The organism is Paenibacillus sp. UNC217MF (assembly GCF_000686865.1).
Taxonomy (GTDB): Bacteria; Bacillota; Bacilli; order Paenibacillales; family Paenibacillaceae; genus Paenibacillus_B; species Paenibacillus_B suaedae.
The window spans coordinates 139,467-166,285 of the sequence record NZ_KK366029.1 but is presented as its reverse complement, the minus strand read 5'-3'; the positions used below and the strand labels follow the sequence as shown (position 1 = coordinate 166,285).

20 protein-coding genes and 3 riboswitches are annotated in these 26,819 nt (G+C 46.9%); of the genes, 5 read left to right on the top strand and 15 right to left on the bottom strand.

Annotated elements, in window-relative coordinates:
- Positions 1 to 108: 108 nt before the first annotated feature.
- Positions 109 to 807, bottom strand: a complete 699-nt coding sequence (locus BP95_RS0125050; protein ID WP_021255719.1) for an ABC transporter permease — start codon at positions 805 to 807, stop codon at positions 109 to 111.
- Positions 797 to 1,720, bottom strand: a complete 924-nt coding sequence (locus BP95_RS0125045; RefSeq protein WP_021255718.1) for an ABC transporter ATP-binding protein — start codon at positions 1,718 to 1,720, stop codon at positions 797 to 799. The genes BP95_RS0125050 and BP95_RS0125045 overlap by 11 nt, the downstream gene beginning before the upstream one ends.
- A 432-nt stretch (positions 1,721 to 2,152) precedes the next feature.
- Positions 2,153 to 2,240, top strand: a riboswitch (cyclic di-GMP riboswitch).
- Between the two features lie 151 nt (positions 2,241 to 2,391).
- On the opposite strand from BP95_RS0125045, the gene BP95_RS32145 reads away from it, so the two are divergent.
- Positions 2,392 to 6,969, top strand: a complete 4,578-nt coding sequence (locus BP95_RS32145; RefSeq protein WP_028533505.1) for a MucBP domain-containing protein — start codon at positions 2,392 to 2,394, stop codon at positions 6,967 to 6,969.
- A 76-nt stretch (positions 6,970 to 7,045) separates the two neighbouring features.
- Here BP95_RS32145 and BP95_RS0125035 read toward each other — a convergent pair whose 3' ends face one another.
- Both BP95_RS0125035 and BP95_RS31360 read right to left on the bottom strand, forming a co-directional pair.
- Complete coding sequence (locus tag BP95_RS0125035) at positions 7,046 to 7,699, bottom strand: anthrax toxin lethal factor-related metalloendopeptidase (RefSeq protein WP_028533504.1); 654 nt, start codon at positions 7,697 to 7,699, stop codon at positions 7,046 to 7,048.
- 61 nt (positions 7,700 to 7,760) lie between these two features.
- A riboswitch (cyclic di-GMP riboswitch) is annotated at positions 7,761 to 7,846 on the bottom strand.
- 106 nt (positions 7,847 to 7,952) lie between these two features.
- Positions 7,953 to 8,038, bottom strand: a riboswitch (cyclic di-GMP riboswitch).
- Between the two features lie 235 nt (positions 8,039 to 8,273).
- Positions 8,274 to 11,336 (bottom strand): copper amine oxidase N-terminal domain-containing protein, encoded by a 3,063-nt coding sequence (locus BP95_RS31360; RefSeq protein ID WP_036667606.1) that lies wholly within the window; start codon positions 11,334 to 11,336, stop codon positions 8,274 to 8,276.
- A 290-nt stretch (positions 11,337 to 11,626) separates the two neighbouring features.
- On the opposite strand from BP95_RS31360, the gene BP95_RS0125025 reads away from it, so the two are divergent.
- Positions 11,627 to 12,586: an NAD-dependent epimerase/dehydratase family protein gene (locus BP95_RS0125025; RefSeq protein ID WP_028533503.1), complete on the top strand. Its 960-nt coding sequence runs from the start codon at positions 11,627 to 11,629 to the stop codon at positions 12,584 to 12,586.
- Between the two features lie 93 nt (positions 12,587 to 12,679).
- Here BP95_RS0125025 and BP95_RS0125020 read toward each other — a convergent pair whose 3' ends face one another.
- The 8 genes from BP95_RS0125020 to BP95_RS0124985 all read right to left on the bottom strand — a co-directional run bounded on the left by BP95_RS0125020 (position 12,680) and on the right by BP95_RS0124985 (position 20,108).
- Positions 12,680 to 12,892, bottom strand: coding sequence for a cold-shock protein (locus BP95_RS0125020; RefSeq protein ID WP_021252735.1), 213 nt, complete (start codon positions 12,890 to 12,892; stop codon positions 12,680 to 12,682).
- A 201-nt stretch (positions 12,893 to 13,093) separates the two neighbouring features.
- A complete protein-coding gene (gene rnhA, locus BP95_RS0125015) occupies positions 13,094 to 13,741 on the bottom strand; it encodes a ribonuclease H (RefSeq protein WP_028533502.1) in 648 nt (215 codons plus the stop codon).
- A gap of 127 nt (positions 13,742 to 13,868) precedes the next feature.
- Positions 13,869 to 14,105: a DUF6953 family protein gene (locus BP95_RS0125010; protein ID WP_021252737.1), complete on the bottom strand. Its 237-nt coding sequence runs from the start codon at positions 14,103 to 14,105 to the stop codon at positions 13,869 to 13,871.
- 151 nt (positions 14,106 to 14,256) lie between these two features.
- Positions 14,257 to 15,780: a serine hydrolase domain-containing protein gene (locus BP95_RS31355; protein WP_021252738.1), complete on the bottom strand. Its 1,524-nt coding sequence runs from the start codon at positions 15,778 to 15,780 to the stop codon at positions 14,257 to 14,259.
- Positions 15,777 to 17,147: an FtsX-like permease family protein gene (locus tag BP95_RS0125000; protein ID WP_021252739.1), complete on the bottom strand. Its 1,371-nt coding sequence runs from the start codon at positions 17,145 to 17,147 to the stop codon at positions 15,777 to 15,779. Before BP95_RS0125000 ends, BP95_RS31355 begins: the two co-directional genes overlap by 4 nt.
- A gap of 209 nt (positions 17,148 to 17,356) precedes the next feature.
- Complete coding sequence (locus BP95_RS0124995; RefSeq protein WP_028533501.1) at positions 17,357 to 18,433, bottom strand: sensor histidine kinase; 1,077 nt, start codon at positions 18,431 to 18,433, stop codon at positions 17,357 to 17,359.
- Positions 18,426 to 19,166, bottom strand: coding sequence for a response regulator transcription factor (locus BP95_RS0124990; RefSeq protein WP_028533500.1), 741 nt, complete (start codon positions 19,164 to 19,166; stop codon positions 18,426 to 18,428). The genes BP95_RS0124995 and BP95_RS0124990 overlap by 8 nt, the downstream gene beginning before the upstream one ends.
- A 183-nt stretch (positions 19,167 to 19,349) precedes the next feature.
- Positions 19,350 to 20,108 carry an MBL fold metallo-hydrolase gene (locus tag BP95_RS0124985; protein WP_021252742.1) on the bottom strand — a complete coding sequence of 253 codons (759 nt, stop codon included), beginning with the start codon at positions 20,106 to 20,108 and terminating at the stop codon, positions 19,350 to 19,352.
- A 130-nt stretch (positions 20,109 to 20,238) separates the two neighbouring features.
- On the opposite strand from BP95_RS0124985, the gene BP95_RS0124980 reads away from it, so the two are divergent.
- Entirely contained in the window at positions 20,239 to 20,655 is a 417-nt protein-coding gene (locus BP95_RS0124980) for an Lrp/AsnC family transcriptional regulator (protein WP_021252743.1), read from the top strand.
- A gap of 154 nt (positions 20,656 to 20,809) precedes the next feature.
- Here BP95_RS0124980 and BP95_RS0124975 read toward each other — a convergent pair whose 3' ends face one another.
- Positions 20,810 to 21,997 carry a serine hydrolase domain-containing protein gene (locus BP95_RS0124975; RefSeq protein ID WP_021252744.1) on the bottom strand — a complete coding sequence of 396 codons (1,188 nt, stop codon included), beginning with the start codon at positions 21,995 to 21,997 and terminating at the stop codon, positions 20,810 to 20,812.
- A gap of 331 nt (positions 21,998 to 22,328) precedes the next feature.
- Between BP95_RS0124975 and BP95_RS0124970 the strand changes: the two genes are divergently transcribed.
- Positions 22,329 to 24,143, top strand: a complete 1,815-nt coding sequence (locus BP95_RS0124970; protein ID WP_021252745.1) for a helix-turn-helix transcriptional regulator — start codon at positions 22,329 to 22,331, stop codon at positions 24,141 to 24,143.
- 90 nt (positions 24,144 to 24,233) lie between these two features.
- On the opposite strand, the gene BP95_RS31350 is transcribed toward BP95_RS0124970, so the two are convergent.
- Positions 24,234 to 25,208 (bottom strand): CapA family protein, encoded by a 975-nt coding sequence (locus BP95_RS31350; protein ID WP_021252746.1) that lies wholly within the window; start codon positions 25,206 to 25,208, stop codon positions 24,234 to 24,236.
- 134 nt (positions 25,209 to 25,342) lie between these two features.
- On the opposite strand from BP95_RS31350, the gene BP95_RS0124960 reads away from it, so the two are divergent.
- Positions 25,343 to 26,113, top strand: a complete 771-nt coding sequence (locus tag BP95_RS0124960; RefSeq protein ID WP_028533499.1) for a YheC/YheD family protein — start codon at positions 25,343 to 25,345, stop codon at positions 26,111 to 26,113.
- A gap of 50 nt (positions 26,114 to 26,163) precedes the next feature.
- Here the strand turns inward: BP95_RS0124960 and BP95_RS0124955 are convergent, their stop codons facing one another.
- Positions 26,164 to 26,616: an SRPBCC family protein gene (locus tag BP95_RS0124955; protein ID WP_028533498.1), complete on the bottom strand. Its 453-nt coding sequence runs from the start codon at positions 26,614 to 26,616 to the stop codon at positions 26,164 to 26,166.
- Between the last annotated feature and the right edge of the window lie 203 nt (positions 26,617 to 26,819).

The following is a 26,819-nucleotide window of genomic DNA, read 5'->3' as shown; positions in this document are numbered from 1 at the left end:
TAGTCATCTTACCACAAGGTTACCCAAATAGCAATTCCTGTTTTTTAATTTGTTTTAATTTCCCGTTGTCCAAGTCTTCTCAGGCTCAGACAACGTCAGCGTATTCAACTAATTGACCACATCTACGTGCTCAACCTTCTTTATTGTCATGTACATTACGAATGCACCGATCAGTGCCAAGATGATCGGAACGATAATGATTGAATTCAGCGAGACTCCCCCATTATTCGAGCACACGATGGAAACAATGAGCAAGGAAGACATGATCGTCGTCGGTGTCGAATATTTTCTCATGCCGAAATATAGCGGAATGAGGCTCATAATGCTTGCAGCCATTGCATTCATGATCAACTTCAATGCCCCTCCCCCAATTATCGACAAAGTCAGGGGCTCTTGTATAATGGGTACAATTGCATTTGCTGTCAACAAGATCGCGTTGAGCACAATTTCAGACACAATAATATTGCTAAATGTGAAAATGGCGATAATGGCCAACTTGCTGAGGAGGATCTTTTTCCGACTTATTGGATACATAAATAGGATGTTTATTGTCTTTGATTTATATTCATCAATAATGAACCGAGATATCAATACTGCTGCAAAGACGATAAAGATCATTCGTACAAATGAATCCACACCCACAAAAAGGGCAGTGTAATCCGCGAAAACAACTTCTTCCATCATGTTAGGACTGTATAACATTAAGAATAAGATGGCAATCGCGACAATATTTGCAATAATTGCGTTTCGAATATACCCTCCTATGTGATGCTTCCGAAGCTCCAAAGCTATCAAATTACGCAACATGATCGCCTCCATCCAACAAAGATAAGAAGTATTCCTCTAAAGAGCTGTTTTTCTTATGGATCGATTCTATTAAAATATCGTTCACGACCAGTTCCTTCGTCAGCACTCCCTGCTGGATATTCGGATCATATACTCGAATTATGCGCTCATCCATGACTCGTAGATTGTGTATGCCTAGTTTATCTTCGAGCAGGAACGCAGCTCGCGTGCAATCATTCGTCACAATCTCAATATATTCGCTATTTTTCATACGAACCTCATCCATAGACACTTCTGCAATTAATCGACCCTTATTAATGACACCAATCGTATCTGCAACAAGCTCAATTTCACCCAGCAGATGACTTGATATCAATATCGTTGTACCATATTGTCTGCTCAGCATGAGAAGCAAATCGCGTATCTCCTTAATCCCTATCGGATCCAGCCCATTAATAGGTTCATCCAACAGAAGCAGCTCCGGCTTCGTTGCGATCGCTCTGGCGATCCCTAGCCGCTGTTTCATTCCAAGCGAGAAATCTTTAACTGCTTTATCACCCACATGGTTGAGCTTCACCAGCTCCAATGCCTCATCTATGGCCTTCATGTTGTGATATCCCATGTACTCGCAGTGCAGCTCCATATTCTCTCGTGCCGACAGCTTGTCATAAAATACAGGGTATTCGATAATTGTCCCCATCCGAGCCAGCAGATGATACGACTTAGGGGCTAGCGCTTCCCCGAATACTTCAATTTGACCCATTGTAGGCTTAATTAAGTTCGTAATCATTTTCATAATTGTTGTCTTACCGGCCCCATTCGGACCCAAAAATCCATATATCTCTCCTTGACGGATGTTCATATTCACATTCGAGACAACCTCTTTGTCTAGGAACGTCTTTGTCAAATGATGTGTACGTAATAAATACGTCATCCCAGTATCTCCTCCCGCTCAATGCGTGCTTCCCGATGACTTTATTGTATGAGGCATTCCTCTCTAATTCCTTACTCAATCCTTACAAAAATCTTAAGCTCTATTTGCTCTTCATTCAGTCTCACTCGACACACCTTGGTATTCATGAAGCCGATTGCTAGATTATCTGCTCTACTCATTATCGTACGGGCATGGGAGCGTTTCAATCCGTTATTTCCTTCTGATAGCGATGAATAGTTATTAAGTTGGAGGCATATAGATGGATTATCAGGTATGAATCAACTCTAGTAGGTTAATACTTGTAGTATGTATACAAACTAGTATTTTCTTATCATTGACAAATTGTTCCTCGTAACCTATATTGAGCTTGATAGTTCCCTATGCCTATGATTACAGTCATCTTCGCTTGGATAAGAGGTGTTATGATTGATCAATCACATAGGGCACACTAATCGAAAGATTAGGCCGCAAAGCTTCGGAGTCTAACGGTTCTACGACCTATGATAGTCCAGCTGCAACTAACAATTCTGTTACTTGCAGCTGGACTTTTTTTATTTATGTGAAGTTCTGGCGGAATTAACTTTCCGTTGAGCTATATAAATAAGAATGAGGAGGCATGGACTCACTTCGGTAGGGGAGGAATAAAATGAAAAAATGAGGTGGCGAATTGAATGAAACGTAGAGTAAAGTTGGCCGTAACATGGCTGTGCGTATTTGCCGTGTTCTTCGGGTTTATTCCTCACACACTGCAAAGTGCAGATGCAGCCGCACGTGATCCAATTTGGCCAGAGCCAGGTGCTGTGAAATTAAGCAAGACAGCGAAGCCAACCGGGACGCCAGGAGAGTGGCAGATTACTCTGACCGCCGAAGGGAAGAACGTTGAAGCCGGTGACACCGATGTTGTACTTGTCTTAGACAAGTCAGACAGTATGAAAAGCTACAAACGGTTAGACAATGCCAAAAAAGCTGCGGAGAAATTTGCAAATACACTGCTTTTGTCCAACGTCAAAACAAGAATTGCTCTTGTCACGTTTAGCACCAGCGCAGAGGATACATCATCCAGATTCCTTGGCCAGAATGATAAACAGCAGCTCCTGAACAAAATTAAGGGCATCTCGGCTTCCGGAGGGACAAACATACAAGGCGCTCTCAACACAGCACATCAGTTACTAACTACAAAGAGTTCAGCTAAAAATAAATTTATTGTGCTGCTTAGCGACGGTGCGCCAACGTTCAGTTCTCCTGCAAAAAAGGCCGCTCCTTATTCATGGCCCAACAACAAGTATAACTTTGTACTGTCCAACTTTGACTACACCAAGACTATCGGATCCGGCAGCAGCTATGAATTATCCTCTGGCTTGTTTGGGGATCGATACAAAGTAGATAACTATACGGTTAAGGACAATGGAATTCCTACGATATCTCAAGCCAAAGCATCCAAGGATGCAGGAGTCACCATTTATTCGATTGGGCTTGAGGTCGGCAATGATGCTAACGCTGTATATGTATTAAAGAACAGCGCTTCAGCAAACAACTATTACCCATCTGACAGCGCGGAGCTGGAGAAGGTTTTCTCTGAACTGGCAGGGAAAATTTCCTACGCGGCTGAAAATGCTGTAGTCAAGGATCCGATGGGTGAAATGTTTAACCTTAATTTCAAGGGCAATGCACCTGTTGAAAAGCAAGACTATACAGCATCTCAAGGCACGGTGAAATGGGATGCAGCTTCGGAAACGTTTGTATGGGACGTTGGCAACATTGTAGAGGGAAGTCCGGCAACCCTGACATATACCATCAAAATGGACTCTTCTAAAAATCCGAGTGCCGATGTCAATTACCCGACAAACGGACGTACCACCATGGAATACACAGATGTGAATAGACAACGTACAACAAAAGATTTTGAAGTGCCACAAGTCAGCTTCGGCAAAGGCTCCATTCTTGTGAAAGGCTACAAGGTTAATGAACAAGGCGAGCCTATTAACGCAGACGGCAAGGTTGTCGAACGTGTGGATCTTGCAGAGCAGTTGTACAGCGAGTCTTTCACTGTCAATGGGAAGGATGCGCTGGATATAGGGCCGAAGTACAAGGTTCCTGCTCCGAAGCTCGACAACTATGTGTTGAAAAAGGGCACCGACCCTACAGAAGAAACGTTAACACTGCAGGAACCTAACAAAACAGTATGGTTCGGATATATGCTAGCTCCACAAAAGCTAACGATTAAGTATGTAGATAAGGACTCCGGCACATCCATCGCTGACGACGATACTTCGCTCTCCGGCACCGACGGACAGACGATTACGTTGAAGGCACTCGACATCCCGGGATACACGCCTGAGAACGCCGAAGTTCAATACACATTTAAGGCCAAGGACAACGAATATACCTTCTTCTACAAGAAGACAGCACTCCCTATCACGATCAAGTTCATCGATAAGGATACCGGCAAGTCCATCGCTGACGACGACACATCTCATTCAGGTAAAATTGGCGAGGCCGTTACGTTGAAAGCTCTGGACATCCCAGGCTACACGCCTGAGAAGGCGGAGGTAACCTACACTGTAAAAGCTGCGGATAATGTGGTTACCTTCTTCTACAAGAAGACGGATCTCCCTATTACCATCAAGTTCGTCGATAAGGATACCGGCAAGTCCATCGCTGACGACGACACATCTCATTCAGGTAAAATTGGCGAGGCCGTTACGTTGAAAGCTCTGGACATCCCAGGCTACACGCCTGAGAAGGCGGAAGTAACCTACACTGTCAAAGCAGCCGATAACGTAGTTACCTTCTTCTACAAAAAGGCGGATCTCCCTATCACGATCAAGTTCGTCGATAAGGATACCGGCAAGTCCATCGCTAACGATGACACTTCTCATTCAGGTAAGATTGGCGAGTCTGTTACGTTGAAAGCTATCGACATCCCGGGCTACACGCCTGAGAAGACGGAAGTAACCTATACTGTAAAAGCTGCGGATAATGTGGTTACCTTCTTCTACAAAGCGAACGCTCAAAAAGTAATCATCAAACATGTCAGCAGTCTTACAAACAGAGAAATCGCTGCCCCAACATCTGAACAAGGTGTCACTGGCCAGACGATTACGTTGAAGGCTCTAAGCATTCCAGGCTTTACAGCTGACAAGGCTGAAGATAGCTATACGTTCAAGGCCGAGGACAATGTATACACATTCTGGTATACGCCAAGCCAACAGACACTGACAGTGGAGTATTTGAGTAAAGAAACCAAAGAAACACTTGCAGATTCTGAAACTCATAACCGGCCTACCGGCACGAAGCTTGGGTTGGAAGCCAAGAAGATTCCTGGCTATACGCCTGAGGTAGAAAGAGAGCTTTACACATTCACAGATAAAAACGACACGTACAAATTCTTCTACACCGCGAATCCACAAAAAGTAACCATCCACTACATTGACCAAGACACCAAGCTTCCTATCGCAAAAGATTCTTCGAAAGACGGCAAAACTGGAGAATCAATAACACTGACTGCACTAGAAGTCACAGGCTACACTCCAGTCAATCCAGAAGTAAAATACACGTTCACTGCTGAGGCTAACCAAGAGCACACCTTCTTCTACACCAAGAAGGACGTTACTCCTCAAGAACGCACCGTGCACGTCCACTATAAGGATGCAGCTACTGGCACAGTTCTGAAGGAATCCACTTCAACAAGCGGCAAGGTTGGAGCAACCATCACACTGAGAGCAGAAGATATTACAGTTGATGGTGCAATCTACGTGCCAGACTCCTACCAGCATGAATACACAATCACTGAGCAAGCTAAACAATCCTATACGTTCTTCTACAGCAAGAAAGAGCTGCCAACCTATTTCGTGACTGTTCATCACCTTGAAGAAGGCACTGACGCAGTGCTGCATGAGCCTACTACGGTCAGCGGCAAGTCTGGCGAAGTCGTTCATGTAACAGCAGAGCCAATCTCCGTAGCAGACGCTGTCTATCAGCCTTTAAAGTTCAATCATGACATTACGATTGACGGAACTCCAGAACAACAGTACACGATTTACTACAAAAAGGGCGATCCTGTAGAGGCATTGCTGCTGACGGTACTGCATCTGGATAAGGAGACTCTTGCACCGGTAGCAGAACCAACTTCGTTGAAAGGCAAAGCCGGAGAGCACATCACACTGAAGCCAACACCGATCACAGTGACAGACGCTGTATACAATCCAGAGCAGTCTACTTACAACTATGTCTTCACTGCAGATGCTTCACAGACGTTCAGGATCCTCTACATCAAGAATCCAATCAGCAAGCCAGATCAGCAAGTAACGATTAAATATGTGGAACAAGGAACAGGCAAGCAGCTCGTAAATCCAACGATTAAGAGCGGCAAAGCGGGGGAGAAGGTCGAACTTACGGCACTGTCCATATCGGGGTACACACCTGTGAAATCCACTGACACTTACACCTTCACCGATAAGGAAGGGCAAGAGTACATCTTCTATTACACGCAAAGCTCAAGTGGCGGAGGCAGCAGCAGTGGCGGCAGCAGTACCTCCTATTATCCAAGCTCCAAGCCATTGCCACCAGTTCCACCATTGCCACCGGTGCCGAAGTTAGAAACGCAATATCATTACAATTACATCAATGGATATCCGGATGGGGAAATCAAGCCGAAAAAACTGATCAGCCGCGAAGAAGTGGCTGCTATCTTCTACCGCTTAATGGAGAATACCACACGGGCCAACTTCTTGAAGGGCACCAACTCTTACAAGGATGTAGCCGAAAAGCGCTGGTCGAACAGACACATCTCCACGATGGAGAGTGCAGGGATTATCACTGGGTACCCAGATGGCACTTTCCTGCCAGAAAAACCGATTACAAGAGCAGAGTTCGCCGCAATTGCTTCCAGATTCGATAAGCTGAATGAGCAGACGAATACACTGTTCTCCGATATCAGCGGTCATTGGGCAGAGAAATACATCGTATCGGCAGCAAACAAAGGCTGGATTAAGGGTTATCCAGATGGCAAGTTCAAGCCAAATCAGTACATCACTCGTGCCGAAGCAATGGCGTTCATCAACAGCGTACTGAACCGAAAAGTGCACAACGATGATGTCCACAAAGACGCGAAGAAATGGCCGGATATCGCCCCTACGGATTGGTACTATTCCGATGTGATGGAAGCGACGAACTACCATGACTACCACCGCAACAAGGATGAATTCGAATCGTGGGAGAAAGTAAACGCTGATGTCGTGTACCCATAATCGCGACTGAGCACGAATATGCAGCAAAGCGCCTCTTCGACGCATGTCGAGGAGGCGCTTCTTCTATGTAGGGCTCTTAGCTCGCAAATAGCTTAGCCATAAATTCATAAGTTAACGGCATGCTGCTCTTCAAATCGTCCCTTGTCGTATCGCTAAACAAATACAAGCTAGCAGCTTCAGCGAAATACTCCGTTGGATACGTCGAGACATAGCCATCACCTTTATATTTTACACTTGCTTCTTTATTGAAAATGGTATTGAATTCCTCAGTACCACTAATTTCATTGAAAACGAGTCGGTCAACCGCATGCAGTGTCTCGTGAATTTCCAGATTCAACGAATTGTGCCCCTTCCCTTTCTCGCTATACCCGATGCGAACCGCCACAACTCGCTCGCTCACTCCAGGAACATCGTCCCATGTCAATCCAGTGCCTTCCCACCCTCTTGGTACTACTCCCTTCAGGTAAGCAAGTTCTGGCTCGTCCGTAATGGCTCCTTGTGTAAGCTTAATCTTAACTCCTTTACTATATAGAGCATTCAAGACCGATGTCGGAAACTTCTCCAGCCGCTGCTTCATTGCAGCTGCCTCACTTCGATTGTAATCGCCGTTAGGCAATACAACCAGCTTGTCCAGAATAGTCTGCTCCTGCGCTTGAACCGGAACTGCGAATAATGGGCATACGATGATAACAGCAAGAATAAGTGCGACAACACGCTTGTCCCATTTCACGATACATTCTCCTCCCGAAGCGAACAGCTGAATAACCGATTCAACACTGCCCTGCTTCATGATTGGTAACTGGCTGGCTTAGCGAGATTCGCTGTAGCCCCTATAGCTTTGCGTCACCATTTTTCAATGGCTTTGCCCTTGTGCAAATACGGAGTGCATGATATGAAGTTTGCAAGCAATAAAAAAAAGATCCCCACTTACCGAAATAAGAAGGGATCGTAACGTACATGGACGTTGCCGCTATTCCTCTATAATCGGTAACTGGCTGGCTTAGCGAGATTCGCCGTAGCCCCTATAGCTTTGCGTCGCCATCTTTCGATGGTTTTGCCTTTATCAATATAGACTCTATTGAAATGGAAAATAAATCTATTAGTGCTATATCACTAGATTAATGCTGCTAGAATCGAAAGTCAAGCAGGTAACGGCAAAATTTTACAAGAAAATCGAGTCCTTTTTCCTCCCTATGCCTGAACTTGTCGCATTGTCCCATAACAAAGAGCCCCGATACAATCGGAGCCCCTTCCTCTATGAATCTACCTACTACATCACTGCCTATAGATTTACTTCGTATGCTCTAGAAGGCTTCACCAGGAATGATTTCATTAGATGCCTTGGACAAATTATTGGCTGTTGCTTGTCGGCCATCTGCAATCGACAGAATGAATATACGATAGGCAACACCACTTCGGAGTGCGGATCCTGTAATGTCCTTATCTGAAGAAGTAAGCGTCAGGATACCCTCCTCCGATACCTTCACCACACGATATCCTCCGTTGCGTACCCGATTGGCTTCCGTCAATGTAAAGCTATCTGCGTATCCAGAAGGAACTGCCATTATCGCGTAATAGGCGATGCCCTTGCTATCTGCTGCCTTATCGAATGATACTTTGAGGATTGCTCCTTCCCCTTCCAGGACAGCAGTTACATTCGCCGCTGCCGGAACAGCAGGATCAAGCAGCATAAACTCCTCGGAAGGAGCAGAGAGAGCATTGGATGCACCTTTCCCTCCGGATACAGATAAGATAAATACTCGGTATGCCATCCCTTTTGAGAGCTGCTTGCCGTACACATCACGTGCAGCATCAGGCAGCATCTCCTTCACAGCGCCCGCCTGCTTAGATACCTTCTTATAATTGATTGCCGATACGGTATTTGCAGCAGATAGCTTATAGCCATCCGCCTTCTCCGAAGGAACGATTAGAATTCGATACTCGCCAATTGTGGAATCATTAGCAGGTGCCGAGAAGCTCACTTCCACATCCCGACTATTGCCGCTGTTCTTTGTTCCTTTCACAGCAACATTTGTAACTGTGTCTGCCCCTAGGTTATCCTCCAAGACGATATTTGGAGAAGGTGCAGACAATGCATTGGCTCCGCTGTCATTGTCTCCTACTGACAAAATAAAGACTCGATAACTAACGCCATTTTTAATGGACGAACCATCCACATCACGAGCATCCGAGGACAACGTCAAAGTATGATTCGCTCCGTTCGTTTTGACAACTGCGTAATTGGATCGCGATACTTCACTAGCCGCAGAGACGCCGAACTGACTTGCATTCGCTGATTTTACGACCAGCACTCGATATTGTCGTATATTCGACTCATCTACTGCTCGGGTATATGCTACCTGTAGATCTCGGCCATCACGATAATCGCTAACATCCTTAACACCCACATTCGTAGCGGAGTATACCACAGCACGATTCTCCAGTGTAATCGGCCAAGACGGATTGGATAAGGCATTGGAGTAACTGCCCTTCCCAACAGATAAGACAAATACCTGATAACTGACTCCATTTCGAATAGAAGAGCCATCCACATCACGGGCATTGGAAGGCAGCACAATACTTTGATGTCGTCCCGTTGTACTGACAGCGATATAATTTGATCTAGATATTTCATTTGCACCGGACAGTGTAAATCGATTAGCATCTGAGGACTTTACGACCATAATTCGATACTGGCTAATATCCGACTCATCCGATGCCCGCTCGAAGTTAACTCGCAAATCACGGCCATCATTATAATCGCTGACATCACTGACCGTTACATTCTTAGATGCCTGAACATTCCCTTTATTGTTGAGTACGATCGCAGAAGATGCTGCGGAGAGTGCAGAAGCATTGCCATCCTTGGCTACTGCCATTACGAATACGCGGTACGTCTCCCCATTGCCAATATAAGATCCCTGTACATCTCGGGCATTGGACGGCAATGTCGTCGTTATGTTGTATCCATTCCGCGCGACATCATAATATCTGCCGGACGGAACTCGGTTCGCATCGGACAGATCGAAGCTTCCGGCATCTCGGTTTCTGACTACAAAGATCCGGTAATAGCTCACCTTCGATTCATCGCTGGAACGAATAAAGCTGACCTGCAAGTCACGGCCATCCCCGTAATTGCCCACATCATCCACTTTTGTAATGGACGGCGCCGCGATCGGGCGATCCAGCGTAATAGAGGATGAACCTGCAGACAACGCATGCGGAGACACCTTGCTATTGCTGCTTACAGAGAGTACAAATACGGTATATGAAGTATCGCTGCGAATATAATCACCGGATACATCTCTTGAGGAAGAGGAGAGCGTTGTCGCTAACGTAGAATTGGAACCAGATTTGGAGATTGTCGTGTAGAATGAGTTGGGCACAGCATTTGCAGCAGCCGTGTCAAACCGATTGGCATCTCTTGTCTTCACAACGTGGATTTGATAATTCGCGATGTAATCATCATACTGCGGACGTGTAAAGCTGACCTGTAGATCTCGGCCATCTCCGTAGTCGGCCACATCGCGTACTTGCACATTGCTTACAGCGGACACTGTTGTGTTCGTTAATGTTAGGGTTTGGGAAGCTGAAGATAACGCCGACTTGTTCGTGCCTTTGCCTACCGCAAGCACTAACACCGCGTAGGATTGACTCTTCTTCAGAAGGTCTCCATCTACATCGCGAGTGTTGGATGTAAGCGACACTTGTTGTGGCCCGCCAATCGGGAACGCCACGGTATATTGACCTGTAGGAACAGCCAATGCTTGCGACAAGGTGAATCCATAGACATTCGCGGCCTTCACTACAAATACGCGATAGTGATCCACCGCTGATTCCATTGCCGATTTCAAGAAGCTGACCTCCACATCACGGCCATCTCCATACTTGCCAGTCGTTTGCGCGCTGACACTTGTTACTGGGGATACCGTTTTGTTTGCAGGGAGTGTCCGAATATAAACGCTCTGTGATCGCTGATCCCAGCCTACCTCTGCCCCAATTGCCTCACTGACGAAGCGTACAGGCACCATGGTTCTCCCTAGCAATGTCTGCGGCGGTACATCAAGTACAACAGCGGAGCCGTTTATGGTCGCTGCCTTGGAGCCAATCTTCAGCACAATGGTAGTATCGTCCTTAATGGCCGTCACCATTTGCTTTCTCTGATCCCACAACACCTTGGAATCAAGCGCTTCGAATATGGCGCGCATCGGAAGCATCGTTCGACCCTGAAGCGTTGTCGGTGGCTGATCCGTAACCAGCTTCACCCCATCCATGTAAATGCTGATGGATGCAGCTGCTTGCAGCTGTGTAGGAATGACAAGCAGCAGCATGACAACTGCCACAATCCCTGACAGTATCCTTTTCACCCGTTCCTCCTCCTCGTTCACCAAGCATGATAATCCAATATATGTCTTCCTGTTGCCTTCTTAACGTGGCAATCTAGAGAAAGGTTTCGCTCTAAGTTGCAATCATTCAAATTTGGGCTTGTCCTTTTTTTCGCATGGCTTCCATTACTATTCAACAGGATAGTTACTATATAAAATAACCGTACTTTTATTAGAAAAGCAGTTCGATTATGATAACAGCACAGCATGCGCATGTTGAATTCATAATTTCGGAATGTGATGGAGCAAGGCCTAGGAGGAAGGAACACCGTATGAGAGCAATTGTATTCGGAAGCACCGGCTTCATTGGAAGCCATGTCGTGGAGCAACTCCTGCATGCCGGGCATGAGGTTACCGCCGCCGCACGGCATACAAGCAATATCTCATGGCTCAAACTGAGCGGCGCCCAAGTCATCCAACTCCATATGGAGAACCGTGCAGAACTGGCTTCTGTCATCCAAGGACATGATGTGGTCTACAACTGCACAGCAGATGCGAAGCTGAATTCGACGATACGCCCAGACGCACCCGTAGAAATTCAATTGACGAAATGGTTGACAGACACTGCGGCCGCGCAAGGAGTAGCCCGCTTCGTTCAGTTAAGCACCATTGTTGTCTATGATTTCCGCAGCAATGAACCAATTGATGAACGATATAATACTCAACCGATATACCCGATACAGCAGTTAGGACTAGCAAGGGAGAAGATCGTACAAGAAGCTGGCCTCCGTAGCGGAATGAAGACGGTGATATTACGTCCGGCAAGCACGATTGGAGTACGCGATCAATCCTCATTCTTCGCCAGAATGTTCGCGGCACATGCCCGCGATCAGTATCCAATCATCGGAGATGGTTCAACGAAAGTGTCTCTCGTCGATACTCGCGACATCGGCCGTGCGATGGAGTGGCTTGGTACATATGGTGAGGTCGGGCAGGATAATGGGGTTTATGTATTGAAAGGATTCGATACGACTTGGATGCAATTGAAAGAGGCCATCGATGCCGCTACAGGCAAGCGCGCTTCCCTTCTCCATATCCCCGCTGAACTGACTGAGGAACAACGGAAAGCGTATCCTATGTCGCCTTTTGCATGGGACACATTAACGACCAACCGCATTTGGGACGATTCGCAAATTCGCCAGCAAGGATTCCAAACCCTCTATTCCATGGAGGAATCGGTTACGGATGCAGTTCGTAATCTGATGACTCGGCAGCAATATAGGGCTTATTAAGTAATAATCTACTTTTAAAATACAAAAAGGGACACGAAAATTCGTGTCCCTTCATAACGAATAAACTTGATGCACAAGTAACCCCGTCAACCCTTACTTGGAGGATTGAACTGGACTCGTGTTGGCAAGAACGGCTATCTTCTTCTCACCCTTGACCATAGCAGACTTGCATTGCGGGCATGTCGGTTCATTTGAAAAAGTGAAATTATCTCGCATCCATCCATTGCAATCTTCACTCGAACATATCCACACCGATGTTATTTCCATCGGCACATCCTCTTGTGATTTCTTCCGCGAGCTGTACAAACCCCATCTCTCCTCACATGATATGTTGATACGCCGACTGTAAATATAAAAGCCCCAAACGTCACGTTCGGGGCACGATATTGCGACTACAGCCGAATCAGTATGGTTCCATTATACCATACTTCCAGATTAATCTGTGTAAAAAGTGGATCTCCGTTCCAATTCTGAATCAACCTGTACAAAAGCTCTGTTGAGAAGTGGCTATTTCCTCCCGTAATCGGCCTTTATCTCGCCCCAATGCTCGGTTTCCCACTTCAGAATTTTATTGCTGTAGGTATTCGTCTGCAGCCAATGAAGCGCCCGGTCTACTAAATTCCACACTTCCCGCGTCGATTCATTGCGAACAAGCGTTGTCGCCACTTTCTTCTCGCGTACCCACTTCATCGCGGTTCGCGAATCACTGTATATCGTCTTATTGCTGCCTTGCTGCTTGAGATAAGCCAAAGAATGCACGATGGCAAGGAACTCGCCTAGGTTGTTCGTTCCATTGGGAATAGGCCCATTTGCAAAGATCACTTCTCCTGTCTTCGTATCTACTCCCTGATACTCGATCGGCCCTGGATTCCCTCTCGTCCCTACATCTACGGAAATGCTGTTATAGTCAATCTCTGATTTGGATACGGAAGCAGCAGCCCCAGCGGACTTCCCAGAAGCCCCCTTCTTCGCAGCGCCTTGACCCCAATGCTTCTTCCAGCCTTCCCGATAGGCCTTCTCCGCTTCGCTCTGGGAGGTATAGGACTTATACTTCGCGTCCTTGTAATTGCTCACCTGCGCTTGGCATTCCGGCCAGCTCGTATAGACTCCTGGCTTACTTCCTTCCCATACCACATAGTATTTCTGCTGCGCCATAACTCGTACCGCTCCTTCACCTTCTGCTTCTCTATTGACAGCGACAGCTGCCACTCCACCAGAAATACAGAGGAACATGTTGTTCCTCGTTATCCAGCGTTAGTTGCTCCATCTCTTTACTCCAAGCTTACGTCCATCCCCAGCAGAATCCATCTCTGTCCCATGCGACTTTGCCGCGATGCAGCTTACGGAACGCCTTCTTCACTTCCTTGTCGAGCGAAGCATTCCCATTCTCATTCACATATACGAAATGCTCCCCGAAGTGCGCCTTCACATATTCAATGACATCGCTCTGATAAGCGACACCCTTCGTTCTAATTTCATCGATCATCCATTCCGCTACTTGCTGAGCTGTGTATTCCACCAACATTCCACTCCTAATTCGTATCGATACTTGCATGCCTGTTCTCATTATAAATGAGCCCGCATCATATTCCTAATGTGCTCCACAAATTTTCCCTAATAAAAAAGCCGTCGGTATCCGACAGCTTTCCCCACTCTTTATCCGTAATCCGTTATCCAGTTTTCTTCGTAACGATTTTCAAGGCACCGTAGATAAACCATCCTGCAAACATCGCTGCCAAGCAGCATGCAACAAAGACAATTGTCGGCGGAGACCATACGGCGATAAATGACCATGGCATGCCCTCAAGGAATAACTTCGGAAGCGCAAGCACCAGGCAAATCCCGCCTGCACACACAAGCAGCAAGGCTACAAATCCAATTACTCGCATAACACCAAGCGAAACCAAAACACGCTTCCGTCTCGCGATACTCCAGACAAGCCTTCCACCTGCCAGCCATCCCAGTAGGGCAAGTCCTCCTGTAATCCCAGCTGCAATTGTTGCTGCTTGATCCAGGGCCTGCATCCGATCATTCGGCACCGGATTGCTGAGGTTATCTCCCTTCCACAGCGTTAGCACGCTTTGGCCAATAGCAGCCGTAGCATCGCTCATCACATTGGCAATGACAGCAACGCCAAGCTGCCGATCCTGCTGCAAAATGATGTAAGAGGAGAAGGAAGGGTTTGCGCCCGCATGCATAATAAGATTCTGATCCTCCCCGATACTCCATCCGCTTGCATAGTAGGTATCATCGATCGGTGCTACGGATTTGTCGGGCATATGCGATTCTTGCACTAATGCCTTGCTTACCTGCTCATTCAACCCATATCCGAGCTGTGCGTTCATCCATTTCGCAATATCAATACTGTTGCTTACTAGATATCCGGCTGGGTTATTGCCACGATAAATTGGCGGGTGATATTCTCTTGGCTTCAGAAAACCCACTCGATATCCGGTCGCCATCTCGCTAGGCAGAACTGACTGGATGCCGACGAATGAATCTGTCATGCCAAGTGGCTCAAGCACATGCTGCTTTATATACGCTTCATAAGACTGCTTCGTTACCTGCTCGATAACTAGTCCCAGCACATCATAGTTAATCGTCGCATACTCATGTGAGCTGCCCGGCTTACGATCCAATTGTTGTCCCAGCAGCATCCGCACCGTTTTCTCCAATGCACGATCCGTATCGTCTTCGGGGATTAAGGCTATCGTCCGGGCCGATATTCCGCTTGTGTGATACAGCAGCTGACCAATCGTAATCGCGGCCGACTTTCCTTCATTGTTCATGGTGAACCACGGCAGGTATTTTCTTACATCATCCGTCCGGTTAATCAATCCTGCCTTTTCAAGCTGCAAAATGGCTAGTCCCGTAAAAGCCTTAGTCGTAGACCCTAATTCGAACAACGTATGTTCTGTCACAGGCTTCTTTGAATCTAGATCGGCATAGCCAAATCCTTTTTCAAACATTGTCTTTCCCTTTTCAACAATAACAACGGACATACCCGGAATTTGACTGCGCTCTCGTTGTTCTTCAATAAATTGCTCAATCTTTTTGGTGCTAGACGTGTGCTCCACCTTCGCTTGTTCCGCTGCAGCATAAGGCAGTGTACAGGTTGCCATTACAAGTACGACTAACATCACACAACCAACAATGGCAGCCATTTCCCAGAAACCAGTTCGTGCTGTATTCATAAATTTCTCCCCATTCTTTGCCCAAGGGCACCTCGCAGTATGCTATTCATGTAGTCATGGCAGGTGATTAGAAAATAAATCGTATGCATGATCAGGTAAATGCCGATAACGGCAAATGAATAGCTCCAGTTGGATAGCATCAGGAGATTGTCCAATGCCTTCATAGCAATCAGGGCATGAATGGTACCGACGATACAGGGAGCAAAGAAGAGAATACCGATTTGGGCCATAACAATGCCTCGAATTTCACCCTCCGTCAAGCCGATCCGAGACAGTGCCTTGCAATGTGCCTGATCCTCTCGAAGCTCGGTAAAAAGCTTAAAATAAATCACGCTGCCCGCCGCCATAAAAAATAACAAGCTAATGAACAGGCCAATGAACATCGTCAAACCCATCAGACCCTGCGCATTCTCGTACTGCGTCCGATAGCCGTCGAACTGGACGGCCCGCTTCATCATGTAAATTGCACCCGATGCCGTCACCATGACCGCACTCAGCATCGACACGAGAAACAGCATCATTGCATTACTCTTCAGTCTGGAACTCAGCTGACCAACGATAATCATCGTGGTACGATGGTAATAGAATCTTGGACTTCTCTGTACAGAGTGCAGTACTAACAAGCTGAACTGGGTGAAGAACAGGTACGTACCGATCGTTACTGAAATCATAACCGGCATGGCCAACAACGGGAAATTCCTCATATTTATGCTAAGTGCCAATCCATAAGCCGTTCCTAAGCAGATGACTGCCAGAGCTGCGAGTCCATGAGAAAAGTCGGCTTGTTCTGCCGGTTTTCTTGAAGCCTCAAGCATATCAACGATCTCGCCATGGCCTGTCTTGCAGGCAGCCCATACAGATATAATCGCGAACAACAATGCAAAGCAGACAACGGTCAAGCCTAGCGCTTCCATAGGTACGGTAAATATGATCGATACCTCCCGATCTAGCAGCACTTCCAACGTCATGAAGAACAGCTTACTGAATGCGATGCCTGAGCCGATGCCCAGCCCAATGGCCGACACGGCAATGCTTGCATGCTCGTACACGATCAATCTGCACAGCTGCCATCGTGTCATTCCGAATAAAGTAAGCAGGCCGAATTCCTGCCGTCGCGTCCGGATGAATGCCGAACTAGAATACAGCACGAACAGTACCGAGAATATAATGATGATATACTGGCAAAACATCATGCCCTGCCTCACTGAGTCAGCTCCTAGTATACGGCCGTTCATCACATCAGGATGGAATCGAAACGCGGCAAACATGTAAAAAACCATAACGGAAAATGTGCTGCTCAGGAAAAAAGCACAGCATGAGCGCCAATTGCCGCGAATGTTGCGCAAAGCAAGAGCTCGAATCGTCATGACCGCTTCACCCTGAGGGTTTCCTTATTTCCTCGCCGATTGATAGTACTCATCACTCCGGTCCTCCCCTGCACAATCTCTTGATGTATCACAACAACGCAAGTATAGCCCTGCCACCGTACGCATCCCATCGATTTAAGTGACATTGCGGTACTAAGCAACCTTACAAGATTGTCACCTTGCAGAGCTTAGTTGAGCATCAGTCAGCATCAGCGCCGTTCAAGTAAATGGATGCCCCTTGCTTGAAACGTCACCGTCATCGTTGTCCCTGCATGAAGCTCTGAAGACGCCGACAATCCGTGGCCTAACCGGCCGCATACTTCCTTGGCTACATACAGCCCCATTCCCGTCGATTCCCCAAGTGCCCTTCCATTCTCCCCCGTGAAGAATGGATCGAATATGCGAGGCAGATCGTGCGACGGAATTCCGGTTCCCTCATCCGTTATGCTTAAGCGGCACTTGCCGCTATCGTCATTCGTTATGCGGAAGCGAAGCTGCTTCACCCCCGGCTTGCCCTTGCTGTATTTGATTGCATTGCTGACGAATTGATTCAATACAACTCGCATCCATTTTTCATCCGTTTCCACCCAAGCCTCACCCTCGATCAGCGGAAAGGTAGAATGGCGAATGCATAGACGCTTATGTCCGTTCACCACCGAACGAACAAGATCATGCAGAGATATTCTTCGTATATGGAGATCCATTTCGAACTTATCGAGTCGTGCTGTATACAACAGCAGCTCCAAGCTGCGGGACATGCGATCTGTCTCCTCCTGAATGCTGGCAGCGAACTGCTTCTGCTCCCCCGTGGATACCGGAATCTGCTGTATTGCCTCCTGGCACAGCATGTCCGCCGCCGATATCGGAGTTTTCATCTGATGCACCCATTGAAGCACGAAATGATTATGCATCTCCTGCTGGCGGTGGTAGTTTCCAAGCTCATTCAAATAGATACGATATTGGCGCTCCAGCACGTCCGCAACGAGCATCTGCTCCCTTGTGACGGGAGACTGAACGAGCACAGCGACGTTCACGTCTCCGGAATCTGTGCATGCTTGCATCAGTTCCTTGTAATAGTTTTTCTGCCGAAAATAATCTACGACTATCCATAGGATTAGAAATAATAGTGAAAGCACGATGAAATAAACGATTGTGCCGTCATCCATTGCTTCCGGATAACGCGCCTGCTTCAGAAGCATCAGGCTGATCCCAAGCACAATAATTAGGGCGCTCGCAAGCAGATACAGCAGCCGATCCCGAACAAACACTATGGGGGACTTATTCATAAACATGCTCCCCCTTCTGACTCTCGCTTTCCTCGCCGAGCACCAGCTTATATCCTATCCCTCTGACCGTACGAATCGCATCCGGCAAACCGAGTTCTCCCAGCTTATTGCGCAGTCTCTTCACGTTTACCGTCAATGTATTGTCGTCAACAAATTGAGTATCGTCCCACAGCGTTTCCAGCAACTGATCTCGGGTCACGGCAGTACCACAATGTACGAGCAGGCTTTCGGCTAATAGCTGCTCGTTCTTCGTCAGCTCGATTTTCCTCTGCTGCCATATAAGCTCATTGCGACTAAGGCTTAATGTTAATCCTTCCGCGACTATGTCCGGTTCCGGCGGCGGGGGAAGCTCCGATACGGCGGCGTAATCCCCATATACTCTGCGCAGTACGCTGCGCACCTTGGCAACCAGCAAATCGAGCATGATTGGCTTTGTAATATAATCATCACCGCCATTCTCAATGGCCATTACTTGATCCATCTCCCCTTCTCTCGCCGAAATGAACATGATCGGTAGATTGGATCGGGCACGAATCTGCCTGCACCAATAATAGCCGTCAAAATACGGCAAATTAATATCGAGCAGTACCAAATGAGGATCAAAAGCGGTCAGTTCGGACATCAAATCTCGAAAATGTGAAGCGCACAATGCTTCAAAATGATATTTTTCTAAATTCCTTTGTATGACGGAGGCGATCTTCTCATCGTCTTCTACTATTAAGATGCGGTACATTTATGTAATCCCTCCCGTGAGCGGTACAAATCATTACAATTTCCCTTTTTACCTAAATAGACTATAAAAATGATACCACCACCGCCATTTTACGTATAGAAAATCGAAAAAGCTGCCGAACCATTCGGCAGCTTCTGTAGTATTATTATTTCTCAATCTCTCACGATAACATCATCATATACTTCACAACGTTATGACCTGGCCATCTTCCGGAACGAGGATTTGCTCCGCAATCCCTTTCTCTTGAGCATAACTACGCAACTCCTGCCTCGACAGCAAGCAGTGATTCACCGCCTCCATATGCGATGAAATAATGATGGATTCCGGCGATGCCTGATGCGTCCGATAAATATCTTCCTTAGTCATGAGAATCGGGTCACCGATAAGGAATTGAGCTGCACCACCGTTTACTACAATCACTTCAGGCTTGTGCTGTTGAATTGCAGCGTCCACCTCATCGCACCAGATCGTATCTCCCGCGACATACAAGGTCTTCTCTGTCGGATGCGACAAGACGAAGCCGGATACCCTGCCCATCCGCTCTCCAATTTCTCCAGTGCCATGCCGACCAGCTGTGCGCTGCAAACAAACTCCTCCTACGGAGGTATGTTCATTCATCGCCTCGACATGATGGAAGCCCGCATCGCGAATCGATTGAGCATCCTGCTCGTTTTGGGCAATAATGCGAATCTCCTTAGGCAACACCGATTTTGCCGTGTCGTCGAAATGATCAAGATGAAGATGCGTCACAATGACGGCATCCACTTGAATGATCTCATCAATAGGAGTCGGCAGCTCAACAAGCGGATTGCGAAGCTCCGCATGCGGTGTATTTGGGAATGCTGGGTAAGTCCCCTTAGGGGCCAAAAATGGATCAACCAGCAGCCTCTGGCCTCCGTACTCTATAATCATCGTAGCATTGCGAATCTGTGTAATGTTCATCCTGCACTCCTCCTGTGGCAAGCCTCTTTTGCTCTTCCTATGAATAGGATAATATGATTGAAGATAGGAAGACATATATAGAATCAAGTGTTAAACGTTAAATACTTGATTAATGAAAGAGGTTGTTACGATGCTGGATTCTACGGATCAACGCATTATTGAGGAACTGTCCCGCAATGGACGAGTTTCGATGAAGGAACTGGGACAGAAGATTCATATGACAGGTCAAGCAACGGCGAATCGCGTACAGAAGCTGGAAGACGAAGGCGTTATTGAACACTATACGATTCAATTGAATCAAGCTAAGGCTGGGTACCCCGTACAAGCATTTATTCAAATCTATACAAAGCAGCCGGATCATCGCCCATTCTTGTCCTTTGTCGAGACACAGCAGACCTATGTTCTTCATAATTATAAAATTAGCGGCGAATGCTGCTATATGATGGAGTGCCGCTTCTCCTCCAATGAGGAACTGGATGCATTCCTCGTGGAATTGAATCAATATGCGAATTACAGACTGTCGATTGTCATTAAGAAAAACCCTTAAGTAGAATCTCATAAATCTTCAGCCCATCATTTAACGTCTAACATCGTCAAACATTCTAACCTTCTTCCACCAATGCTAATAGTAATATAAAGAATACAGCCGTCTTTAAGACGGCCGTATTCTTTGTCCCTTTGTCGGACAAGGCAATGATTATTTACGGTTTATCAGCACCGTTGAATTCGGCACGAAAGATTTCGTCATGGGGATTAGCCGGGGATCCTGCAAACTGAAGTATATTGACGTTAGCACTCATGACATGTTTGCCGTCAAGCGTCCCCCCGCTTTGCGAACCGAATCCATGAATGCCACCGCTATGGCCCCACACCGACTCTCCGTCCGCGCGCTTCGTTACTTCATAAATACCCAAACCATACCGACCGATAGGGGTTTCCACACCATCCAGCATTTGTGTCATCGATTCTTTTGACAACACCTTTCCGCCTAGCAGTGCACTGAAAAACGCATTCAGATCCTTAGCGGTTGAAATCATGTCGCCCGCTGCGTTCCCCCATGAAGGATTGAGCTCCGTGATGTCGATGTATCCTCTGCCTTCCAATGTGATATATCCCCGTGCATGTGGATCTGGCAAAGAGGACTTCGTGCCAGCAACAGAGGTGTCTTTCAACCCCAATTTTGCAATTATGCGTGCCTCGATATTTTCGCCGTACGTTTTACCCGTAACCTTTTGGATAATAACTCCCGCCAATACATAATTCGTATTGGAGTAGCTCCATCCCTTGCCGGGCTCGAACAGCGGCTTCTGCTCCAAGCCAAGCCGAATCAATTCATCCGCGGAATACGTTTGATAAGGCTTCTCTACTACGATCCGCTTTATGAAGTCTTCTGATGTATAATTGGCAATTCCGCTCGTATGATTCAGCAGCTGCCGAATCGTAATGTTGCTTCCATCATATCCATTCCCTTGAACCACGCCCGGAAGCCACTTTTCCACGGAATCATCCAGACTCAATTTGTTCTCCTCCGCCAATTGAAGCATTACAGTTGCGACGAACGTTTTCGTAATGCTGCCAATACGGTAATGGAATTCCGGATCCATCTTACGATCACTATAAATACTTGCCTGGCCCGCCCCATACGACCACACCTGTCCATCCTTTACAACCTGTGCTAGGATACCGGGAACTTCCTTACGCTTCACAAGGTCATCCATCGTCTGTTGGACAAGTGAATGCTTCTCATTTGGTAGATGGTTTACTTGACTTTCTTGTGTCGAAGCCCAATTGTTCCTCACATCCTGTGCCCGAGCTGCCGAAGTATTCAGCAGCATGGATCCTGCAAGCAGCACAGAAAAACTCGCCAACAAACATTTTTGAAATAACATAGAATCCTCTCCTCTTCTTTTCTTGTAGAATCGCGGCATACATCATGCACTCGGTAGATTCAGAAGCTTAATGCCCGCGAATTAATCTCAAGCTATCTGAAAAATGTCATATTTCGTAGTAACGAAATGTCACTTATGGCAAATTACTAGGCAATATGCTCGCGCAAAGGGGCATGACTTGGGGTTCATATGACAAAATGTCATGATGTGACAAGCGCTGTATCATCCCGTTCTGAGTAACATGGATGACGTAATTGCCTCTTGACTGTCGTCATAGTTATTATCAATACACTACAGAATCTATCGGAACTATTGAAATGAGGTGCTAGCATTGAATATAGCAATACCGTGGACGAAGCAGCGGGCGTGGTACGATTGGGCGATTCTTGTCACTCGAATCTATTGGCTGTTCAGCGCGTCGGTCATCGTACTAGCGTTCCGTGAAGAGTTCCCTCACGCGATGTGGATGCTCTGTACGCTAGCTTTGTTCGTCTATCCTCTTCCATTGCTGCTGCGCTTCGGAAGACAATGGCACATGCTTGTGGAAATCTTGCTTGTCGGCGTTTTCAGTATTTGGATAAGTGCCTACTTGCCTTTAGCTTCTTGGCAATTTCTTATGGCTGCCTTTGTATTCGGCTTCTTAAGCAGCCGCAATTCGCTATGGTGGACCGCTCCCCTGGTTGTGATCTGTATTCCCTTTAGTCTCGGCATAGCCGTTAATTCAGCAATGGATGAGATTTTGCTCCGATACCTGCCGAACAACGGGTTAGCCTACTTTCTAGGCTTTGCTTTTCAATTGCTGGCACTCACTCATAAGCAAAGTCTTATCATTCAGGAGCAAAATCGCGTGCTCGAGCATCATGTAACCCAAGTAGAGCAGCTTACCTTGATCGAGGAGCGGAGCAGGCTGTCCCACGAGCTTCACGATACAATCGGGCACACGTTAACATCCATCATTATGGGATTGGAATCGATGCGTCCCGCCATTCCTAAATCACACGGCGAGCAATATGGAGAAATAATAGTACGGGCTCGCAAAGGGCTCGATGGTATACGTACGCATCTGCATGATCTATCCCCCGATCAGAAGGATGGAACCCTAAGCGAATCGATTGATCAGCTGTCCAACGACTTCTATACATCGACAGGCATCAAGGTAAAACTCCGCGTGTTGGGAACAGAGTGTCCTGTAACGAAGCACGTCAGTCACTGCCTGTACCGATGCTTGCAAGAAGCCCTGACGAATGCTGTACGACACGGACAAGCCACCTCCATAGATATTTCGCTATATTTCGATGAAGAATGGCTCCGTCTGCATATCGAGGACAATGGCCAAGGGATGGAGCAGGTACAATACGGCTATGGACTTTCGGGTATGAAAGATCGCCTGCTCGCATTGGGCGGAAATCTGTCTATTCATTCCGTTCTTAGAGAAGGTACAGTAGTCATATGCAAGGCGCCTCTTATCATGCCAGCACCGAACGCTGCAGTGCGAATTCTTATCGTAGACGATCAGGAATCGATTCTACATAGCTTGCATGTGTTATTGACCAAGCACCCTGAATTCGAAGTAGTCGGGGCGGCCTCCAATGGGCGGGCAGCACTTGAACAGTGCGAGCGTTTCCGTCCAGATCTTGTGCTTATGGATGTAAAAATGCCGAAAATGGACGGGATTACCGCCCTTCAAACGATGAAGCAGCGGTGGCCTGACTTAAAGATTGCATTTCTGACTACTTTTCCAGACGTCGGGCAAGCGATGACGGCCCTTAAGCACGGTGCCAACGGCTATATGCTGAAGTCCGTCCATCCAAAAGAACTGATTGAGGCCATTAAATTGATTAACAATGGCGGGACGTGGATCGCGGAAGGCATTGCGGAGCAAGTATTTGCAGGCATGAAGCAATCAAGGACGAGCAACATAGAAAACAGCGCAAGTCATATTCAGGACAATCCATATAGACTTACACAGCGTGAACACCAAGTATTGCACCATCTATCATTGGGCCTTAGATACAAGTCAATCGCGAAAAAACTCTTCTTAAGCGAAGGCACTGTACGAAACTATTGTTCCATCCTCTATTCCAAGCTGAATGTAGGCAATCGGGAAGAGGCTGTATTAAAAGGAAAACAGGAGAATCTTTGCTAATGACCCCAGTAACACGAATGAAGGAGCAATAATTGCCCCTTCTTATTTTACTGTTCGACCTCAACTGCACACCCTTTAGGGGTCAGTCCATTAATCGGGGATGATCGAGAACACGGTTCGTCCCTGATCTTCTACTCGTTGCACGGTTGTCAGCCTCTGATCGATCTTAGTGATATCCGTAATCCCTTGTTTGTTCTTCTCAATCGTTAACGATAGGATCATCCCTTGCAGCGTCTTCGGGTTCTTCTTCAATCTCGTTGTCAGGAAATTTCCTAGCGAAGAAGCCGCCACCCGGAGCCGAGTGCGACCGTACCTATCCTTCATTTTCTTGGAGATGACGGGATGAAGGACATGTGGGTGAGCACCCAGCACCGCATTTACACCGTGTTGGAACAGCAATTGCATAAGCCTGCGCTGCCTTGCCGTCGGCGTTGTTCGATATTCCTGTCCGAAATGCAAACAGGCAATGACCAGATCTGCCTGCTCTCTCAACGCCTTAACATCAGCAAGCATCCTGCTCGGATTCAGGCGATTGACCTGCCACGCTTTCGAGACAGGGATTGAATTTGTACCCAGCGTATACGCGGCAATGCCTAGCTTGATTCCCTTTACAGGTATGATCATGGATGTGTGCGCATCTCTCCTCGAACGATAGGTACCCGTGTGCTTCAATTCATAACGATCAAGAACATCAAGTGTTCGGACTAACCCCTTCCCGCCCCCATCCATGCAATGATTGTTCGCAGTCGAGAAGAAATCAAATCCTGATCGCTTCAGTGCAGGTGCCAATTCATCTGGACAGCTAAAGATCGGATACCGTGTGACAGGATGCCTTTGCTCCTTCCAACGATTGCTCCCCTTCTGTTTCAAGATGCCGTCATCATGCCAGGTTGCACCCGAGAATGTCGTCTCTAAATTGCCAATCGCAAAATCATGCTCCTGTATATAAGGAGCTACTTGTTCGAAAATCGGTTCAAATCGATAGCCGTCAGACTGCTTCGCTGAGCCAATGATTTCACTCTTCATCAATATATCCCCTACCGCGGCAATCTTGATTACCGTCAAGTCGCTCACCCCTTCCTGCCCATAGTTTATTCAGCTACCCAACAATGTGTAAAAAAACGCGAACAATACGGGCAAGGTCCCAGTCAGACGAATAGGATAGGGTAAACACCTATACAGGAGGAGGATCAGACTCCATGAAGAGAAAGGCGAGAAAGACAGCAGCTAAAACACATTCTCTAGTCGAGCCAAAGGGACCAAAGTGGGAACATCATCTCGCATTGATGAAGGATCATGAGCTGCGCGGGCATTTGCCAGAGACATTGAGGCTGGATAAGGACTCTTTATCATTCATGCTATCGCTGTACCCAACAATCTATGTGAAGCCGAATCAAGGCGCCTTCGGTGAAGGGGTCATGAAGGTAAGCAAATCAATGGATTCCTCTGGATCAGAACAGTTCCATGTCCATCACGGAACGAAGCAGCATACTTTCCATTCGGAAGAACAATTGTATTCCTTCATTCTGGCGAAGAAGACAAGCAAAAAATATATTGTGCAGCAGGGAATTGATTTGATGAAATGGGAAGATCGCCCCTTCGATCTGCGCATTATGGTCAGGAAGCAGGAAGACGATAGTTGGAAGAACGAAGGTATTCTCGGCCGTGTTGCCCATCCTAACAAAATTGTGACAAATATTCGCAGCGGCGGAAGCTCCATGTCGATTGAGAAGTTATTATCCTCGCATACCAATTGGGTCAGTCTGCGCAATGTGAAAGAGCAATTGAATCGGATCAGTGCGCGTACAAGTGAAGTGATTGAGACCAGACATCCCGGAGTGAAGATGCTCGGTATTGATATCGGCATTGATCAACAATTAAAGCCATGGATCATCGAAGTGAATATGAAGCCAGAGAAAATATGCTGGGATTGCATCGAAAAACTCTACCAGGAAAGTGAATCCGTCTAACCTATGGAAAGCAAAAGAGAGCCGACGTAACGTCGACTCTCTTTGCCATTCTACCAGCCAAAATCCAATGTCTTTCCCGTTTCAGCCAATGTCTTAATGTTGCTTAGTATCATCCACCAATGTCCCTTCGTACTCTCATAGGATGGATGTCCTTCCGTCCAGTTGTCATTGACCAATGTTAACCGTGTACAGCCGCCAACCTCGTCAATCGTGAAGGTAATTCGAGTCTCCAGCTCCGCATGATTCTCACGATAAGAGGGCCCCGGATGCTCTGTATAGCTCAACACTTTGTTCGGTTCATAGGCCAAAATGCGTCCATACACATGCACCGTCTCGTCGCCTTCATTGCCTGGACCTACATATTCATAAGGAGCTCCAATTTCGAAGGTCGATTTCAGTACACAACCGAAGAAAATTTTACGCGTTCCTTCTGGAGACGCGATCGAATTCCATACGATCTCAGGCGATGCTCCAATATAAAATTCATACTTTAATGCTTCCATTTGCCTTCACTCCTTCACAAAATGACTGACTGCTCGTTCCCGTACTAAGCAGCATTGCGGTGACTCCCATCTATTGCTACTATGATTATAGATATTGCCCTTAAGCTTGTATTGTAAAAACGCGACAGTCCACTGGAATTAGGCACGTTGTAACGGTTGGCACATAACAGGGACTTGCTCAATCAACAAGTCCATCGTCCTTC